16 protein-coding genes are annotated in these 18,357 nt (G+C 37.0%); 11 read left to right on the top strand and 5 right to left on the bottom strand.

All coding sequences use genetic code 11. The annotated features are described in order from the left end of the window. Positions 1-58: 58 nt before the first annotated feature. From LMOATCC19117_RS10885 to glmM, 9 genes are all read left to right on the top strand, one after another. A complete protein-coding gene (locus LMOATCC19117_RS10885) occupies positions 59-1,318 on the top strand; it encodes an extracellular solute-binding protein (RefSeq protein WP_003724548.1) in 1,260 nt (419 codons plus the stop codon). Between the two features lie 87 nt (positions 1,319-1,405). Continuing rightward, entirely contained in the window at positions 1,406-2,713 is a 1,308-nt protein-coding gene (locus LMOATCC19117_RS10880; RefSeq protein ID WP_003724547.1) for a sugar ABC transporter permease, read from the top strand. Further along, positions 2,714-3,565: a sugar ABC transporter permease gene (locus LMOATCC19117_RS10875; protein WP_003722383.1), complete on the top strand. Its 852-nt coding sequence runs from the start codon at positions 2,714-2,716 to the stop codon at positions 3,563-3,565. A gap of 27 nt (positions 3,566-3,592) precedes the next feature. Further along, on the top strand, positions 3,593-4,426 hold the full coding sequence (locus tag LMOATCC19117_RS10870; RefSeq protein ID WP_003742717.1) for a DUF1189 domain-containing protein: 834 nt from the start codon (positions 3,593-3,595) through the stop codon (positions 4,424-4,426). Positions 4,427-4,441: 15 nt separating this feature from the next. Then, positions 4,442-6,703, top strand: a complete 2,262-nt coding sequence (locus LMOATCC19117_RS10865; RefSeq protein ID WP_014929100.1) for a glycoside hydrolase family 65 protein — start codon at positions 4,442-4,444, stop codon at positions 6,701-6,703. Positions 6,704-6,831: 128 nt separating this feature from the next. Then, positions 6,832-8,127 carry a hypothetical protein gene (locus LMOATCC19117_RS10860; protein ID WP_003724544.1) on the top strand — a complete coding sequence of 432 codons (1,296 nt, stop codon included), beginning with the start codon at positions 6,832-6,834 and terminating at the stop codon, positions 8,125-8,127. Positions 8,128-8,281: 154 nt separating this feature from the next. Continuing rightward, positions 8,282-9,103, top strand: coding sequence for a diadenylate cyclase (dacA, locus tag LMOATCC19117_RS10855; protein WP_003722380.1), 822 nt, complete (start codon positions 8,282-8,284; stop codon positions 9,101-9,103). Further along, the gene (locus LMOATCC19117_RS10850; protein WP_003728347.1) at positions 9,103-10,461 is read left to right on the top strand and encodes a YbbR-like domain-containing protein; all 1,359 of its coding nucleotides are present in this window, start codon (positions 9,103-9,105) and stop codon (positions 10,459-10,461) included. The genes dacA and LMOATCC19117_RS10850 overlap by 1 nt, the downstream gene beginning before the upstream one ends. Positions 10,462-10,710: 249 nt before the next feature. Beyond that, positions 10,711-12,063: a phosphoglucosamine mutase gene (gene glmM / locus LMOATCC19117_RS10840; RefSeq protein ID WP_003728348.1), complete on the top strand. Its 1,353-nt coding sequence runs from the start codon at positions 10,711-10,713 to the stop codon at positions 12,061-12,063. A 34-nt stretch (positions 12,064-12,097) separates the two neighbouring features. Here the strand turns inward: glmM and LMOATCC19117_RS10835 are convergent, their stop codons facing one another. Beyond that, a complete protein-coding gene (locus tag LMOATCC19117_RS10835) occupies positions 12,098-12,559 on the bottom strand; it encodes a GNAT family N-acetyltransferase (RefSeq protein ID WP_003724616.1) in 462 nt (153 codons plus the stop codon). A gap of 60 nt (positions 12,560-12,619) precedes the next feature. Here LMOATCC19117_RS10835 and LMOATCC19117_RS10830 point away from each other — a divergent pair, with 60 nt between their 5' ends. Further along, entirely contained in the window at positions 12,620-13,444 is an 825-nt protein-coding gene (locus tag LMOATCC19117_RS10830; protein ID WP_003728349.1) for a hypothetical protein, read from the top strand. A gap of 37 nt (positions 13,445-13,481) precedes the next feature. On the opposite strand, the gene LMOATCC19117_RS10825 is transcribed toward LMOATCC19117_RS10830, so the two are convergent. The 4 genes from LMOATCC19117_RS10825 to LMOATCC19117_RS10810 form a co-directional block, all read right to left on the bottom strand. Further along, entirely contained in the window at positions 13,482-15,422 is a 1,941-nt protein-coding gene (locus tag LMOATCC19117_RS10825; protein WP_003734393.1) for an ABC transporter permease, read from the bottom strand. Beyond that, positions 15,409-16,176, bottom strand: a complete 768-nt coding sequence (locus LMOATCC19117_RS10820) for an ABC transporter ATP-binding protein (RefSeq protein ID WP_003724539.1) — start codon at positions 16,174-16,176, stop codon at positions 15,409-15,411. Before LMOATCC19117_RS10820 ends, LMOATCC19117_RS10825 begins: the two co-directional genes overlap by 14 nt. A 195-nt stretch (positions 16,177-16,371) precedes the next feature. Further along, positions 16,372-17,127 carry a hydrogen peroxide-dependent heme synthase gene (gene hemQ, locus LMOATCC19117_RS10815; RefSeq protein WP_003724538.1) on the bottom strand — a complete coding sequence of 252 codons (756 nt, stop codon included), beginning with the start codon at positions 17,125-17,127 and terminating at the stop codon, positions 16,372-16,374. Between the two features lie 83 nt (positions 17,128-17,210). Continuing rightward, a complete protein-coding gene (locus tag LMOATCC19117_RS10810) occupies positions 17,211-17,441 on the bottom strand; it encodes a helix-turn-helix domain-containing protein (RefSeq protein ID WP_003722372.1) in 231 nt (76 codons plus the stop codon). 122 nt (positions 17,442-17,563) lie between these two features. Here LMOATCC19117_RS10810 and LMOATCC19117_RS10805 point away from each other — a divergent pair, with 122 nt between their 5' ends. Continuing rightward, on the top strand, positions 17,564-18,295 hold the full coding sequence (locus LMOATCC19117_RS10805; RefSeq protein ID WP_003728351.1) for an NADPH-dependent oxidoreductase: 732 nt from the start codon (positions 17,564-17,566) through the stop codon (positions 18,293-18,295). The last annotated feature ends 62 nt before the right edge of the window (positions 18,296-18,357 follow it).

Raw genomic sequence — 18,357 nt, 5'->3', positions numbered from 1 at the left:
GGGACTTAGAAATCAGACAGTAAAGGGCGACTTTTTTCATAAAGAGGAGGAAAAGTAAATGAAGCGTTTCAAAAAAGTGGGAATAGTTTCGGCGGTTTTAGTAATGGCTTTAAGCTTAGCAGCATGTGGTGGTGGAAAAGACACTAGTAAATCTGGCTCATCTGATGAAAAAACATTAACGGTTTCCGTTGACGCAGGCTACAAAGACTACGTGAACAAAATAAAAGGTGATTTTGAAAAAGATAATGACGTGAAAGTAAAAGTAGTCGAAAAAGACATGTTCGAAACATTAGAAGCATTGCCACTTGATGGCCCGGCTGGAACTGCTCCAGACGTAATGATGTCCGCATTTGATAGAATTGGAAGCTTAGGCCAACAAGGACATTTAGCGGAAGTAAAACTTGGAAATAAAGACGATTACGATGAAAAAGACCAAAAACAAGTAACCATTGACGATAAAATTTATGGCGCTCCAGCAATTATTGAAACTCTAGTACTTTACTATAATAAAGATTTACTCGACAAAGCTCCAGCAACTTTCAAAGATTTAGAAACACTTTCTAAAGATTCTCGTTTTGCCTTCACTTCTGAAAAAGGAAAAAATACTGGTTTCTTAGCAAAATGGACTGATTTCTACTTCTCTTACGGACTACTTGCAGGATACGGTGGTTATGTATTCGGCGATGAAGGTACGAATCCAAAAGACATCGGTTTAAACAATAAAGGTTCGGTTGAAGGAATTACTTATGCAACAAAATGGTTCCAAGATGTATGGCCAAAAGGTATGCAAGACAATAAGAGTGCAGATGACTTTATCCAAGATCAATTTGTTAAAGGTAAAGCAGCAGCAATTCTAGGCGGTCCATGGTCAGCAGCAAACTACAAAGAAGCAAAAATTAATTACGGCGTAGCAAAAATCCCGACACTAAACAATGGCAAAGAATACTCTCCATTTGCAGGCGGTAAAGGTTGGGTTGTAAGTAACTATTCTAAAAACAAAGATGTAGCTCAAAAATGGTTGGATTATGTAACTAACCAAAAAAATCAAGAAACTTTATATGATATGACAAATGAAGTACCAGCTAACTTAAAAGCACGCGATACAGCGAAATCAAAAAATGATGAATTAACTAATGCTGTTATCGAACAATACAAAAATGCGCAACCAATGCCAAATATTCCAGAAATGTCGGAAGTTTGGACAGGTGCTGAAAACTTAATGTTTGATGCAGCTTCTGGTTCGAAAACACCGCAACAATCAGCAGATGATGCAGTAAAAGTAATTGAAGATAACGTAACGCAAAAATATACTAAATAATAATGATTTGGCGGGGCAAAGATAGCGCGCTCCGCCATTTTTTTCAACTTAGCTAGTGAATCTATATCTAGAATTGAGGGTAACAAAATGAAACTAGAACAAAAACAAATTAAAAATGTTCGTCAAGCGACTTTGTTATCAATCATTCCGGGACTTGGTCAATTTTATAATAAGCAAAATTTTAAAGGGATTGTCTTTTTCGCACTATTTGCTTTGTTTATCATAGAATTTTTTGCAGTTGGGCTGAATGCACTGATTGGCCTTGTAACACTTGGATCTGTACCGGGTGTAGACCATTCCTTATTTTTAATGATTGAAGGTACTTTACAATTAATTGTGACATTACTATTTATAGGCTTTTGGTTTATAAATATTTTCGATGCAAGACGCGTGGCTATGCAGTGGAACCTAGGTGAAACTGTTAACCGTTCTGCGATTGCTATTATAAAAAATATGCTCGACAAAGGTTTCCCGTACTTACTTACATTACCTGCATACTTAGTGATGACTTTTGTTATTATTTTCCCAGTTCTTGTTACTCTTTTCATGGCATTTACCAACTATGATTTTTACCATATTCCGCCAGCGAACTTAATTGACTGGGTTGGATTTAAGAACTTCTTTAATATTTTCTTCCTAAGTTCGTATCGTGACACGTTCCTAAGCGTATTTTCGTGGACACTCATTTGGACAATCTGTGCCACTTCTTTACAAATTGTCGTTGGTGTATTCACGGCGATTGTTGCGAACCAAAGCTTTATTAAAGGGAAACGTCTTTTTGGGGTAGTTTTCTTACTTCCTTGGGCGGTACCAGCATTTATTACAATTATGAGTTTTTCCAATATGTTTAACGACAGTATTGGCGCAATCAACTCGCAAGTCATTCCGCTTCTAAACCATTTGCCATTTGTTGATATCAATGCGATTGCTTGGAAAACAGATCCTTTCTGGACAAAAGTGGCGCTGATTAGTATTCAAGGTTGGCTTGGTTTTCCGTATATTTACGTTATGGTTACTGGGGTGCTTCAAGCAATTCCTGGTGAACTATACGAAGCAGCTAGAATTGATGGAGCAAGTGCGATTCAACGTTTCCGTAAAATTACATTACCGATGATTTTATTTGTAACCGCGCCGGTATTTATTACGCAATATACATTTAACTTCAACAACTTTTCGATAATATACTTATTCAATGAAGGTGGTCCCGGAAGTGTCGGAGCAGGCGCAGGATCAACCGATATCTTAATTTCATGGATTTATAAATTAACAACAGGTACTTCACCACAATACGCTGTAGCTGCTGCTGTGACGCTTCTTATCTCTATTATCGTTATTACTGTTTCGATGATTGCCTTTAAGAAGACGAATGCCTTTGGGAACGAGGAGATGATGTAAATGAGAGACTTTATGAAAGATCAGCGGACAACAAAGTTCTTAACACAGTTTTTCACGTATTTGTTTTTAACCGTGCTAACGATTATTATTTTGTATCCGATTCTAATAACAGCATCTTCTGCCTTCAAACCAGGGAATATCGCGGCATTTACGCTTGAGTGGTCGGATAGTTGGACGCTGAATAACTTCACGAGATTGTTTAATGAAACATTATATCTTGATTGGTACAAAAATACACTGATTATCGCGGTTGTAACGATGATTATGCAAGTAACGATTGTGACGCTTGCGGGTTATACGTATAGCCGTTACCGTTTTAAAGGTCGTAAAAACAGCTTGATTTTCTTCCTTATTATTCAAATGGTACCAACGATGGCGGCCTTAACAGCTTTCTACGTGTTAGCGATGCTACTTGGCGCACTTGATCAATATTGGTTCTTAACATTGATTTACATCGGTGGTGGGATTCCGATGAACACATGGCTGATGAAAGGGTATTTCGATACCGTGCCGCGTGATCTAGATGAATCCGCCAAACTTGATGGCGCAGGACATTTCCGCATTTTCGCTCAAATCATCTTGCCACTTGTTAGACCGATGATTGCCGTTCAAGCTTTATGGGCGTTTATGGGACCGTTTGGGGACTTCCTCCTTGCGAAATTCCTTCTTAGAACACCAGAAAACTTAACGATTGCGGTAGGACTTCAAACGTTCATCGCCAACCCACAACAACAAAAAGTAGCCTTATTCGCAGCGGGCGCCATTTTAGCCGCGCTACCAATTTGTTTACTGTTCTTCTTCTTACAAAAGAATTTTGTTTCTGGCTTAACTGCCGGTGGAACAAAAGGATAATTGATTTTTAAAAAGGCTGTGATATCAATGAAAAAAGTTCCGTTTATCATTCAATATGTAAAAAGTACACTCGGTCCAACCGCTATTTTTGAGGGTCGGAAAGTACTGAAATTCTGGCAAATGGTCATCGTATTTATTTTCTTAAATGCGTTACTGTTGCTTCCTGTTTCGGCGCACTTTGCTAATCAGTCAAGCTTTGATTTACCAAGTTTAATGCCAAAAATGGCGGCGCTTGGCACGGATCAATTGGCGACAGAAGTTAGTGCACTGACGCTCGAAAATGGAGAATTAACTGATAAAAATGCGCATATCGTCGAAAAATCGGCTAATGGTGTGGCCGGTGTAAATTTAACGAAAGCAGAACTTAGTGGAGCGAAGAATGTAATTAATTTCAAAGACCAAGAAATGACGCTTACGGATTCGAGTGGCTATACTTTTGAAGTTAGCTATCCAAAAGACGCGACCTTAAGCGAAATAACGTCAGGCGAGTCGCTCGTTGATTGGGTGTCGGCGCAGTGGTATTTGGAAAACCAAGCATTTGTTTTCCTATCGATGGTGCTGATGATTGGTTCTATCATTTTCGTTAGCTCACTCATGTTAACCGTATTTACGACGCTTTTCATTTGGATGACAAAACGGAGCAGTTTTTCAAGCATTGCTTCTTTTAAAGAATCAGTAAATTTAACGCTAAATGCACTGGGAATTCCAGTGATTGCGGCTTGTATTATCGGCTTTATCTACTTTGATATTACGATTATTATGGCTGTTCAGTCGCTCGGAATGGTGTTAATGATAGCATGGACATTTTTAAAGACAAGATTTTATAAGACTAGTGAAAAAAGTATGGCTGCTAGTCGCTAATTAGGAGGTTTTAGTATGGCACAGAAGCAATTATTTGAAATCGAACCATGGACATTACGGACAACCAAACTAGATAAAGAAAATAAACGTTTGCAAGAAAGCCTAACTTCACTCGGTAATGGTTACATGGGGATGCGCGGGAATTTTGAAGAAGGATACTCCGGCGACGGCCATATTGGAACTTATTATGCAGGCGTGTGGTTTCCAGATAAAACAAGAGTTGGTTGGTGGAAAAATGGCTACCCGGATTATTTCGGAAAAGTCATTAATGGCCTTAATTTTATCGGAATTGAAGTACGTCTTGACGGTGAAAAACTCGATTTATTTGTAGATGAAGTAAGCGATTTTGAACTTGTTTTAGATATGGAAAAAGGCGTTTTGAGACGTCAATTCACAGTAGTTAAAAATAATAAGACATTCCGGATTTCGGCGGAACGATTCCTAAGTGTTGCAACGAAAGAACTTGCGGTTATTCACTATCAAGTGGAAGCATTAAGCCCCGCAAAAGTAGAATTAACGTCCTTTTTAGACGGTAACGTGCAAAATGAGGATGCCAACTATGAAGAAATGTTCTGGCAAGAAGTCGAAAAAGCTTCATTAGCAAGTCGCGGTTCACTTGTCACAAAAACTATTCCAAACAACTTTGGAACACCGCGTTTCACCGTTTCAGCTGTGATGGAAAATACGACCAATACGGCAAACCAAACAAATCAAACAAAGGCACTTTACGCCGAAAATCATTTTCAATTCGACCTAAAAGAAAATGAAGTAGCGCAAATAGAAAAACGTGTAGTCATTACGACATCTCGTGATTATGAGGAAAGGCAAATTCTTCCAGCAGGAGAAAAAATCTTACAAAGCTTAGAAGCAAAAACGTATGATGAATTATTAGCCGCGCATGTTGCGGGTTGGCGTGAACGTTGGGATAAAGCGGATGTCGAGATTGCAGGCGACGATTCCGCGCAACAAGGTATCCGATTTAACATTTTCCAATTATTTGCTACTTATTACGGTGAGGACGCAAGACTAAACATTGGTCCTAAAGGCTTTACAGGCGAAAAATATGGCGGCGCGACATACTGGGATACAGAAGCTTTTGCACTACCAATGTATTTATCGTTAACGGATAAATCTGTGAGTCACAATTTACTTAAATATCGCCACGATCAATTGGATGGAGCGAAAATCAACGCGCAGAAAATCGGCCTAGCTGGCGCACTGTATCCAATGGTTACTTTTACCGGAGTCGAGTGTCATAATGAATGGGAAATTACATTTGAAGAAATTCACCGCAATGGCGCGATTGCTTATGCGATTTACAATTACACAAATTACACTGGCGATGATTCGTATTTAAAAACAGATGGAATCGAAGTATTGACTGAAATCACTCGTTTTTGGGCCGACCGCGTTCATTTATCTGATCGCTTAGATAAATACATGATTCACGGTGTAACGGGACCAAATGAATATGATAATAACGTCAGCAATAACTGGTATACAAACTATATCGCCGCTTGGACGATTCGTTATACGCTAGAAAACTTAGATGCAGAAGCGAAAAAACGTTTAGGTGTGACCGAGTACGAAATCGCCAAATGGGAAGATATTGAGCATCGCATGTATTATCCTTTTGACGAGAAATGGCAGATTTTTGTGCAACACGATACGTTCTTAGATAAAGAGTTACGTTCCACGGATACATTAAAACCAGAAGATATGCCGATTAACCAAAATTGGTCTTGGGATAAAATTTTACGTTCTTGTTTCATTAAACAAGCAGATGTCCTTCAAGGTTTATATTTATTCTATGATGACTTTGATTTTGATACAAAACAACGTAACTTTGAATTCTATGAGCCATTAACAGTACACGAATCTAGCTTATCGCCAGCTGTTCACGCAGTGTTAGCTTCAGAACTTGGTAAATATGATAAAGCAGTAGAACTATACAAACGTACAGCAAGACTAGAGCTTGATAACATTAACAACGATACAGAAGATGGACTGCACATTACCTCTATGGCAGGAAGCTGGTTATCCATCGTTCAAGGCTTTGCTGGTATGCGAGTAACTGATGGCGAATTAAGCTTTGCACCATTCTTACCTGATGGCTGGGAAAATTACCGTTTCAAAATCAACTTCCGAGATCGTTTGTTAGAAGTGAAAGTAGAAAGAAATAGTGTGGAAATAACACTACTTGCAGGAAAAGCTTTTGAAATTAACTTATATGGAGAACCACAGGAGCTTCATTCAACTGTAAATGTAACTAAATGAAAAATGAAAAACTCGTATCAGATAGCCTGATGCGAGTTTTTTGATGATACTTTTTCGATACTTTTTGAAAGTTAATTTGTCTTATACTTAGTTTATCAGCTGATAATAAATCAAAAGGGGATCGGATAATGGCAAATTTGAAAGTAATAGAAAATGAAGCAACTATTCTAGCTTCTATACCTAAACATAATGTTGATTACAATGCTAGAGTAATGCAATCTGTTTCTGTTGACTACGAGCGAGATATGATTTACTGGACGCAACAGTACAGCGGAAAAAAAATGACTGATGCTGGAGCTGGGGAGTCATATAACATTACGAGGACAGATTTGAAAGGAAATTACATTGATCAAATGTGGTGTTTAAACGGTGGGCATGGAACAAATATTGCACTTGATTATAATTTAGAAAGTAAAAAAATGCATATTTGGTCGGCATATAAAATTAACAATAAATGGGAAGTGGTTTGTTACCCTTATGAAAGTAATAAAATCCTAAAGGGAACCGAGTCCAGTATTTTCATTTCAAAAGTAGAGAGTGGCAGCTATAACCGAATTTCAGGAGATTTGAAAAACGATATGTTGGTTTTTCATTCAGGTGGAGATCCTAAAACGTTTAATATTAGAATCGTGCGTGCTTCCTCTGTAAGAGAGGGAAAGCTTGAAGTACTTTATAAAGTAAAGGCAACTGAAGCAAATGATGCATATGTTTACCAAGGGTGTGCGTTAGATTTTCCATATTTATATACAGCTTCTGGTACTGGTGGCGTTGAAGAACCAAAACAATTAACTTGCGTGGATATAGTAACTGGAAAACGTGTGTATCAAACAACATTTAAGTTCAATACAAAAGCAATGCAAACCACAGAAAGCAATTTTGCAGAACCGGAAAATGTTTGTGTATATTATAAAAATAACCAAAAGCATATTGTAGTAGGATATGCTTTGGGAGGAGCAGGGAATCGTATGAATAGAGCATTTGATCTTGTAGAAAATAATAGTGAAAACATAGAAACAGAAATTGAAAGTTTAAGAAACCTTATTATAAGTAGAAAACGTACAGAAGTTATTTTTGATCAAAGTACTAAAGGGGATATGACAACAAATTTTAAATTACGTGAAACGTTAAATAATTTTGATATTATCCAAGTTGTCCTTGAATCTGGTGGGGGGTATACAACTGCATCTCGACTCGTATCGCCAAAACTATTCGAGGCATCTAAATCATTTATTTTTGCTTCGAGTAATATTGGTGATACTAGTGGAAATAATGTAGATATGTACGAATACGCTGCTAATTTTAATGATGACTTAACATCTTTTAAGAATGATCGTGCAGTCAAAATCGAAGTTTCAAATAACGGAACAGTACGGGGTAATATTACGAATATGGGTATTAAAAAAATCTATGGTATTGTTTTGTAATAAATTAAAATTAAAGAGCGCTGAATGATTTCTTTAACAAATCTTTCCAATTTTTGGCGGGACGATTGCTTTTTCCACCTGCACTCTTATGCTATAATAAAGAAAGTGAACCATGTGATCATAAATGGTTTTCAAGAGGCACGGAGGTGAAGTGATGGATTTTTCCAATATGTCGATATTGCATTATCTAGCAAATATTGTAGATATTCTTGTCGTATGGTTTGTAATTTATAAAGTGATCATGTTAATCCGAGGTACAAAAGCAGTACAATTATTAAAAGGCATTTTTATTATCATTGCAGTCAAACTATTAAGCGGATTTTTTGGTCTCCAAACAGTAGAATGGATTACGGATCAGATGCTTACTTGGGGATTCCTTGCAATTATAATTATCTTCCAACCGGAATTACGCCGTGCTTTAGAAACGCTTGGACGAGGCAATATTTTTACTCGTTATGGATCAAGAATAGAGCGTGAACAGCATCATTTAATCGAGTCTATCGAAAAGTCTACCCAGTATATGGCAAAACGTCGAATTGGGGCGCTGATTTCAGTGGCGCGCGATACAGGCATGGACGATTATATTGAAACAGGGATTCCGTTAAATGCAAAAATTTCTTCTCAATTATTAATTAATATTTTTATTCCGAATACACCGCTTCATGATGGAGCAGTTATTATTAAAGGAAACGAAATTGCATCGGCAGCAAGTTACTTGCCACTTTCAGATAGCCCGTTCTTATCCAAAGAACTTGGAACGCGTCACCGGGCTGCACTTGGGATTAGTGAAGTGACAGATAGTATTACGATTGTAGTTTCTGAAGAGACTGGCGGAATTTCCCTAACTAAAGGTGGAGAACTTTTCCGTGATGTGTCAGAAGAAGAGTTACATAAAATTCTTCTTAAAGAACTAGTCACAGTAACTGCAAAGAAACCTTCTATCTTTTCTAAATGGAAAGGAGGCAAAAGCGAATGATGGATCGAATTTTAAATAACAAATGGTCGATTCGGATTGTAGCCTTACTACTCGCAGCCATCCTTTTTACATCAGTTAATGCAAATAATAATAACGCCACGACTTTTTCAACGACTTCTTCTAGTGATTCAGAAGTCATCGAGAATGTCCCAGTCAAAGTATATTATGATAAAACGAATTTATATATTTCGGGTATTCCAGAAACCGTTACAGTCACGCTTTCAGGCCCTCGTAGCATCGTTCAGTCTGCCAAAGCTCAACAAGACTTTACCGTTTATGCAGATTTGAAAAATGCTTCCATTGGGACCCAAGAAGTAAAACTACAAGTGAAAGATGTATCTGACCGCCTAAAAGTAAAAGTGAATCCAGCAACAGTCAACGTCAATGTACAAGAAAAAGTAACGAAAAAATTCTCTGTTGACGTAGAATTGAGCAAATCTGTCGTTGCAGATGGTTATCAAGCTGGAACGCCCATCATTGATCCTAAAAAAGTCTCTATTACTGGTGCAAAAGATACTATCGAACAAATTGCTTATGTAAAAGCAACACTCGAAAGTGATGGCAAACATAAATCCGAATTTACCGATAAGGCTACCGTCTCTGTTTTTGATAGCAATTTGAACAAGCTAGATGTCGAAGTAAATCCGCAAGAAGTGGAAGTGACCGTGCCAGTTGAAAAAGTCGGCAAGTCAGTTCCAGTGAAAATTAAGCAAGAAGGCACGCCAGAAAGTGATATTGAAATTTCCAGCATGACACCAGATAAGTCAGAAGTAGTTGTAGTTGGTGACGATGCGGTCCTTGAAAAAATCAAAGAAATTGAAATTCCAATTGATGTTTCTAAAATCAAAGCAGATACCGTCAAAGAAGTGACTGTCCCGGTTCCAACTGGAGCCAAATCAGTCCAACCGACGACGATAGAGGTGAAGATTAAGACCGTAAAAAAGTCTGAAGCAAATAACAATCAAACAACTTCAGATAGTAATAACCAAGACACAGATACAACGGATAAAAACACCGATGATTCAGGAGATAACGATACAAAAATTTCTAAGTCATTTTCTAATATGCAAGTCTACATGAGTGGATTGAAAAATACTTTCGATGCACAAATGATAACTCCTGCCAATGGAAAAGTATCTGTGACGATAACTGGAGAGAAGAAAACAGTAGACGGAATAGCGGCGAAAGACTTGAGTGTGATTGCCAATTTGAGTAAAAGCAAAGCAGGAAGTTACAGTATTCCACTAGAATTGAATGGCTTACCGGATAATGTTGCCTATGTTATTAATCCTAGACAAGCTGATTTCATTATTACGGATAAAGAGGCATCTATTGAAGTACCTTCCAAAAGCACATAACATAAGGAGTGTGGGGCGCTAGTCTCATACTCCTCCTTTTTGGCAAAGAACTTTTTATACATAGAATAGTGGAAAAGCAAGCAATACCAACGTTTTATTGTAGAGGGATGAAATTTTCTCTTAAAAAAGGTATAATAACAAATGTATGGTTGAGATTAGCAAAGATAGAACCAGCATTTGACAAAGTAATGATGAAATGACAAACAAAAATCATTTAGATAATGAATGACTTAGAAGGAGAGTAATGAAATGGGTAAATATTTTGGTACGGATGGAGTTAGAGGTGTTGCAAACTCTGAATTAACACCAGAACTTGCATTCAGATTAGGTAGAATGGGTGGGTATGTTTTAACCCGTCACGTAGGGGAACATCCACGTGTTCTTGTAGCTCGTGATACACGTATATCTGGAGAAATGCTTGAATCCGCTTTAATCGCAGGACTTGTTTCTGTAGGGATTGAAGTAATGCGTCTAGGAGTTATCTCCACACCAGGTGTAGCTTATTTAACAAAAGCACAAGGCGCTTCTGCTAGTGTAATGATCTCCGCCAGCCATAATCCAGTGGATGATAACGGTATTAAATTCTTTGGTTCTGACGGCTTTAAATTGTCAGATGATCAGGAAGAAGAAATTGAACAGCTTCTTGATACAGCAGAAGATACGCTACCTCGACCAAGTGGAGAAGGTCTTGGGACAGTGAGCGATTATTTTGAAGGCAAACAAAAATATATTCAATACTTGAAACAAACAATCGAAAATGACTTTAATGGATATCACATTGCACTTGATTGTGCGAATGGTGCAACTTCAGGTCTTGCAACGCATTTATTTGCAGATTTAGATGCGGATATTAGTTCGATGGGAGCGTCTCCAAACGGTTTAAATATCAATGATGGCGTCGGATCTACACATCCAGAAGCATTAGCTGCCTTTGTTTTAGATAAAAAAGCAGATGTTGGTTTAGCTTTTGATGGCGATGGCGACCGTGTTATTGCAATAGACGAAATTGGTCAAATTGTCGATGGAGATAAAATTATGTTTATCTGCGCGAAATATTTACGTGAACAAGGCTTATTAAATAACAACACAATTGTATCAACAGTTATGAGTAATCTAGGCTTCTATAAAGGTTTGAAAGAGCTTGAGATTGAAGATGTACAAACTGCAGTGGGTGACCGTTATGTAGTAGAAGCTATGCGTGAAGGTAATTATAATCTTGGCGGAGAACAATCTGGTCATATTATTTTCTTAGATCATAATACAACTGGTGATGGACTTCTTTCAGGAATCCAATTAATCAACGTGATGAAAGCAACTGGGAAAAAATTATCTGAGCTTGCGGCTGAAATGAAAACATTCCCGCAAAAACTAGAAAACATCCGTGTAAGTGATAAAAACCATGTAACAGATAATCCGAAAGTAAGTAAAGTAATCGGTGAAGTAGAAGCTGAAATGGCTGGTAATGGTCGAGTTCTTGTTCGCCCATCAGGTACAGAACCATTAGTAAGAGTGATGGTAGAAGCTGCTACGAAAGAAGAAACAGACGAATATTGTGAACGTATTTCAGCGGTTGTTCGTTCAGAAATGGCACTTAACGATTAAAACAACAAACAAAAAATCCTGATGATAAACTTCATCAGGATTTTATTTCTTTTAATAGAATGATTTGATCTAAGCAAGCAATGCCGTTTTCGATAATTGTTTGATTAGGATAATTTTCAGTAAAATAATTTGGGATAATATGCTGCATCCGAAAACCATTTTTTTGGTAAAAGGCAAGTTGGTCAATACTAGAATTTCCAGTTTTAACGATAATTTTTGAAAAGTGTTTATGAGTTGCATAATCAAAAGCTTTTTCGAGTAATTTTTTGCCAATACCTTGGTTTCTGTATTCTGAAGAAACAACAATATTCATTATTTCGAGTTGGTTCTTATTTAGTGGAAATAAACAAACAACGCCGATGATTGTATCAGCTTGCATTAATTGCAACACATGAGATTTGTTGAAGTATGTCGCAATTTGTTTTTCACTAGGATCGGCATCTAACAAAAGAGTGAGTGGGACTGGTTGGCTTTTGTCCCAGATGGTCCAGTTCATTTTTATCACCTCACTCTTAGGGTAACATGGCAAGGCATAAATAGGAAGGAAGTGGGCGAATTGCCTAGTAAATGGAGAGGAATATGCGGTAGTTTGTTAATCGCTCTTGGTATTACGCAACTATACAGTTTTATTAGTGCGGTTATTGGTTATTTTAATGCAGAAGAAAATAGTTTTGTTTTTGTATGGAATTATTGGATGCTATTATTTTTTGGTGTAGGACTTTTTATTATTGGTTTTGTTTTTATGAGAAAAGAAAGTTTTCGCCTTGCAAGTATTATTGGCGTTATCTGTTTCGTTTTATTCCAAGGGTTTTCGGTGTATTATTATCAGCTCCGAATTCTTTCAAAATTAGAGTATGCACAGCCATTTGAATGGTCGGGAACTTTATTATGTATTTTGGGACTTTTAGTATTAATCGCATTACTTATTGGACCAAAATTTCAAGCAAAAGAAATACAAGCAGATCAAGCTTGGAAAACGAAATGGCGTTATGCAGCAGGTGTTTTCTCACTCCTTGGAGCAGTGACATCGGTTTTTGCTGCAGTAACTATTTTTAGACAATTACATTCGGATAATATTAAAGAAGGTTATTTATTTACAACGGTATTAGATGGTTACTTTGCATGCTTTATGGCTGTTATATTTCTTCTAGTGGTAATCTTTTCCTGGCGTAAAGTTTCGTATCTTTTAGTTGGTATTTTAATGGGTGCAGCCTTTATTTTACTGACAAATTATTTATCTGTGACAAATTGGATTGATTTTGCCAAAGAAAATTTATCTATTACATTTGGTAGTAATGAACGAGAAGTGTTTGGTATGCAGTTCCTCATGGGAGCTTCTGCTTTTCTATCTAGTATCTTTGGTTATATTGCGAAAAAATAATGGAAGCCCTCTAATTAAGATTAGAGGGCTTCTTTTTTTATTTTTTGCCGAAAACGATATTTGTGTAGCTATTTAAGGTAACAAAATAGTAAACAATATACATTAATGTATAAACTCCAGTAGAAATAACAACTGGCAAAGTTAAATCAAGTGCTAACATATGTGAAAGTCCGAGAAGTGCAAAACTACTATGTGCAATACCAATGATTAGTGGAATTAAGAATACAACTAGTAACTGTTTAGCAAGGACTTTACGAATGTCTCTACGTGTAAGACCAATTTTTTTCAAGATATCAAAAGTACCAATATCGTTATACGCTTCTGTTAGCTGTTTGAAGTAGATGATGCTTCCTGTTGCTGCTAAGAACACAAAACCGATGAACATTCCGATAAAGAGAAGAACACCAGTGACTGTAATAATCTCTTGGTACATCTTCGTATAAGAAACGAAATTCGTATCTTTTGGAATAACAGCACGCATCTTCTTATCTAATGCTTGTGCTTGTTTTGCATCTTTAACTGAAATGGATTCGACACCGTGAGCAGCAATTGAAGAATCTGCTGCTATCTTAGCTACTTGGCTGTCTGGAAGTACGAGCAAGCCTGGAATACTACTTATTGGTGAGTTTTGAACGACAGATTTAATCTTAATATTTGGTTTATCCGGCGAATTAAGTGTGAATTTCTCACCAATCATTTCTTTTTGAGCATCTTCGTCATAAGTAATAGTTAGTACCATTTGTGCTTCGTTTTCTTTGAGATTAGCTGTTTTTTCAGGTGTTCCTTGTTTTTTTACGAGAGAATTATAATCAGATTCGGAAATAACTGGAAAACCCTCATTTATATCATATTCTACAAAGTCTGGACGAGCTCCCTCTGCTTTAACGATATAGTAAGTGCTTTTTTGTTTAAACTCTACTGGATGATCAGGGTCACTTTCCGCAGTTTTAATTATTTTATTGTTTGTTTCACTATCTTTAGGTATTTCATATTCAAAGCTAGATGGAGCGGACGTGCTTGCGGACGTATTTGCTTGATAATACACACTGCTTATTGTCCCTATAGCAGAAAGGGTTGTTGCACTTAAAATAGAAATAATAATCAAGGTTTTCGCATTGGATGATATTCTAAAGGCTAATTGCGAGGTCGAGATAATGTTACTACCTTTATAGAAAATACGTTTGTTATTTCTAAGTTTTGTAAGTAAATACGGTAAGAAAAAGGTAATGAAAAGTGCAGTACCAATGATTACCGAAGCTAAAATAACTAATGCCCCAATAGAAAAGCCAAGTTGTGCCCAAATAGAACCTTTAGAATCAAGTGGTTGTCCAGCGATAAAATAGCCTAAACCAATTAATAAAATCGAAAGTAAGGCTAAGATGAATGAAGGTTTTGGACTTTTTTCGCGTTTTGATTCTGAGTGGAACAAATCAAGTAAAGTGGTGCGGTAAATAATACGGTAACCAGTAAATGATGTAAATAACGTGATGATAATAAAGACAATACTCGTTTGTATTACTGCTGCCCAAGAAAAGGCAAAACCACCAATACTATCAAGATTAATTAAGTTAAGTAAAATGGTTACAAAAAGCTTGGAAAGTAATGTACCGGCAATAATACCGATGATTAATGCGCCAAGTCCCATAATAAAATTTTCATAAAACAACATGCGACCAATTTCTTTTTTACGAAGGCCGAGTAAAGAGTAAAGTCCAATTTCTTTTTTTCTTTTTCGGGTAAAGAAATTATTGGAATAAAGGATAAAAATCGCTACAAAAATAAGTAGAATGACTGAGGAGCTTGAAAATGCTGTCGATAATTTAGCCGATTGGTCAATTCTAGCTACAACAGATGGATCTTTCGAAAGAACAAGGAATGTAAAATAAATCATAATGCTGAAAATCATCGATGCAAAATATAAAAAGTAATGGACAAAATTATGTCGAATATTTTTCTTAGCTAAATCAAATAACGTCATCTGAGTCGCCCCCCAGTTTTGCAAGGACGTCTAGAATTTTTTGGAAGAACTCCTTACGTGTTTTAGTTCCACGATAGATTTCTGTGTATAATTCTCCGTCTTTAATAAATAAAATTCGTTTGCAAAAACTTGCTGCAAACGCATCATGTGTTACCATCATGATTGTTGATTTATCTTGTTCATTTAAGTCACGTAAGCTTTCAAGTAAGTTGGTTGCTGATTTAGAATCAAGCGCACCGGTTGGCTCATCGGCAAAAATTAAACTTGGTGCAGTAATAATTGCTCTTGAAGCTGCAGTACGTTGCTTTTGACCACCTGAAATCTCGCTTGGATATTTATCAAGGATTTCTGTAATGCCGAATTTTTCACTGATAATTGCTAATTTTTCTTCCATTTCTTTTACTGGGCGTTTCGCTAGTGCGAGGGGAAGGATAATATTTTCACGGATAGTTAATGTGTCTAGTAAGTTGTAATCTTGGAATATAAAACCTAGTTTGTCACGTCGGAAAGTGGACATTTGTTGTTCATTCATGTTTTCGAGTTCTTGTCCGGAAATCACAATCTGACCAGAAGTCGGTTTATCAATAGTAGATAAGACATTTAGTAACGTGGATTTACCAGCCCCAGATGGTCCCATAATTCCAGTAAATTCACCTTCTTTAATATCAATACTGATATTTTCTAGTGCAGTGTAGACATTTCCTTTGCTACCGTATATTTTTCTCACATTTTTTGCTTGTAAAACTGTCTCCATTATTTTCTCTCCTTAAAAACTAGATTCGGTTAGTATATGTATCATTCTATCGTGTATATAGGACTCGTTCCATCGTATCAAATGACATTTACGGTAGATATCCTTACAAAATTGTTAGTTTAGTGAAATAAAAAAACTGGAATCCAGCTAACAAAATCAGTCATTTGTTAGATTGAATTCCAGTTTTTACTTATATTAAATAGTAAATAATTTAGAAAGTTGCTCGGATGGTAACAGGTTTCCAATAAAGAAAGAACCAAATTCAGCATATCGAGCGCTTGCTTCATCAAAGCGCATTTCCGTTACGATGCGTTTGAACTCCAGTGCATCATCGGAAAATAAAGTGACGCCCCATTCATAATCATCAAATCCAATGGAGCCACCAATGATTTGTTGTACTTTGCCCGCATAGCTTCTACCAATCAAGCCATGGTCGCGAATAAGTTGTTGGCGTTCTTCCATTGGAAGCATATACCAATTATCAGCGCCGTCCCGTTTTTTACTCATTGGGTAGAAACAAATATGCTTTTTAGGTGGGAGTGCTGGATAGAGTCTCGCGCGAACACCTTTGTTTTGGTAAGGATCTTCGCCGCCCGCCATGTGAGACGCTAGATAGTTACTTAATTCCACCACAGATATATAGGAATAAGTCGGCAACAAGTAGTCGGCAATCGCTAATTTATTAAAACGATTTTCGACTTCATTCAGCGCTTCAAGGGAATCACGCAAAGTGAAGAATACTAAATCTGCTTTTTGACCAAGAATACTGTAAATGGTATGTTCACCTTCACCGATATTTTTAGTAATTTCCATATCGCTTAAAAAGTGGCTGAGTTCATTTAACATAAGTTCCTGATTACCTGGATTTAGTTCACGCCACGCAGCCCAGTCAATCGAACGAAAATCATGTAGACAAAACCATCCATCTAAAGTTTTTACTGCTTCATTCATTATGTATCACTCCTTGTTTAGAATATCACTAACTAAAGTGTAACATACGGGAAGTAGTTCGTCCGTTTCGCTGTTTGTGAAATTTACGTTTCAAAAGGACGGTATTTTTCACGTAAGCTTTGTTGGTTTTCAAGCCGAAGTTCAATGTCCATTCGGTGGAAAAGAACCATATTTCCTTTTTTCGTAAAGGGGAGTACATCGCGTTTGGCTAAGGAAAGGAGTGCTTGCTTAGATATGCCTAAGTAAGTCGCGGCTTCATTCGCAGTCAGGAAGTTTTCTTCAAGCCATTTAAAATCTATTTGTTGTTGGCGCACATCTTTTCACCTCTTTTTCTTTAAGTGTAGAAAATATCTGGCAGAAATACAAGAGAAAACATTAACAATTGCCTAAAAACAAGCTATACTTTAACTAAATGATAAATCTAGGAGGCATAAATATGAATGACGTATTAACTTTGCTAAGAAATCATCGCTCTTTTCGTAAATATAAAAAAGGGGTTGAGATTCCGGAAGAAAATCTAGATGCGATTATCCGAGCAGCTCAAGCAGCCCCGTCGTGGATTAATGGTCAACACTATTCGATTATTGCGATTAAAGATCAAGAACGTAAAAATAAAATGGCCGAACTTTGCGGAAATCAACCTTACATAGCAGAATGTTCCGTTTTTCTTTGTTTTGTGGCAGATTTTCACCGCGTAAAAGTAGCGAGTGACATGCACGGCAAAAGTTTCCAAATTGCCGGGGAAGAAGATTTACTAATGGTTGCGGCAACAGACATCGGACTTTGTATGCAAAATGCTTTAACAGCTGCTGAGTCGCTTGATTACGGGACGATTTGTATTGGTGGTTTGCGACGAAATATCACGGCAACCGCTGAATTCCTAAATTTACCAGAATTCGTCATGCCCGTTGTCGGACTTTGTATTGGCGTTCCAGATGTCGAAGCACCTGTAAAACCACGTTTGCCGAAAGAAGCAGTTTATTTTGAAGAGACGTACCAAACTGATGTCATGCCTTTACTAGAAGCATATGACCAAGAGATTATTCCGTTTTCAGAGCGAGAAGGCTTTGTTTCTTATACCGAACGGTTAGCCAAATTTTATGACAGACCTTATTATCCAAATTTAACAGAACAAATAAAAGAAAGAGGCTTTTTAGGCGGGAAATAACTAGCATCTTCGCCATTATTAGTATATACTTTTAATTGACAAAACCCAGCAAAAACGCTGGA

This window comes from Listeria monocytogenes ATCC 19117, from assembly GCF_000307025.1.
In the GTDB taxonomy this organism is placed as follows: Bacteria; Bacillota; Bacilli; order Lactobacillales; family Listeriaceae; genus Listeria; species Listeria monocytogenes_B.
The sequence above is the reverse complement of the archived record's forward strand: the minus strand, read 5'-3'. Positions and strand labels throughout refer to the sequence as shown.

What these genes read in the sequence shown, in the direction of transcription:
- LMOATCC19117_RS10870 (WP_003742717.1), top strand. Translation starts at nt 3,593, where the DNA reads ATGAAAAAAGTTCCGTTTATCATTCAATATGTAAAAAGTACACTCGGT.
- LMOATCC19117_RS10850 (WP_003728347.1), top strand. Translation starts at nt 9,103, where the DNA reads ATGGATCGAATTTTAAATAACAAATGGTCGATTCGGATTGTAGCCTTA.
- LMOATCC19117_RS10885 (WP_003724548.1), top strand. Translation starts at nt 59, where the DNA reads ATGAAGCGTTTCAAAAAAGTGGGAATAGTTTCGGCGGTTTTAGTAATG.
- hemQ (WP_003724538.1), bottom strand. Translation starts at nt 17,127, where the DNA reads ATGAATGAAGCAGTAAAAACTTTAGATGGATGGTTTTGTCTACATGAT.
- LMOATCC19117_RS10865 (WP_014929100.1), top strand. Translation starts at nt 4,442, where the DNA reads ATGGCACAGAAGCAATTATTTGAAATCGAACCATGGACATTACGGACA.
- LMOATCC19117_RS10835 (WP_003724616.1), bottom strand. Translation starts at nt 12,559, where the DNA reads ATGAACTGGACCATCTGGGACAAAAGCCAACCAGTCCCACTCACTCTT.
- LMOATCC19117_RS10820 (WP_003724539.1), bottom strand. Translation starts at nt 16,176, where the DNA reads ATGGAGACAGTTTTACAAGCAAAAAATGTGAGAAAAATATACGGTAGC.
- dacA (WP_003722380.1), top strand. Translation starts at nt 8,282, where the DNA reads ATGGATTTTTCCAATATGTCGATATTGCATTATCTAGCAAATATTGTA.
- LMOATCC19117_RS10825 (WP_003734393.1), bottom strand. Translation starts at nt 15,422, where the DNA reads ATGACGTTATTTGATTTAGCTAAGAAAAATATTCGACATAATTTTGTC.
- glmM (WP_003728348.1), top strand. Translation starts at nt 10,711, where the DNA reads ATGGGTAAATATTTTGGTACGGATGGAGTTAGAGGTGTTGCAAACTCT.
- LMOATCC19117_RS10875 (WP_003722383.1), top strand. Translation starts at nt 2,714, where the DNA reads ATGAGAGACTTTATGAAAGATCAGCGGACAACAAAGTTCTTAACACAG.
- LMOATCC19117_RS10805 (WP_003728351.1), top strand. Translation starts at nt 17,564, where the DNA reads ATGAATGACGTATTAACTTTGCTAAGAAATCATCGCTCTTTTCGTAAA.
- LMOATCC19117_RS10880 (WP_003724547.1), top strand. Translation starts at nt 1,406, where the DNA reads ATGAAACTAGAACAAAAACAAATTAAAAATGTTCGTCAAGCGACTTTG.
- LMOATCC19117_RS10860 (WP_003724544.1), top strand. Translation starts at nt 6,832, where the DNA reads ATGGCAAATTTGAAAGTAATAGAAAATGAAGCAACTATTCTAGCTTCT.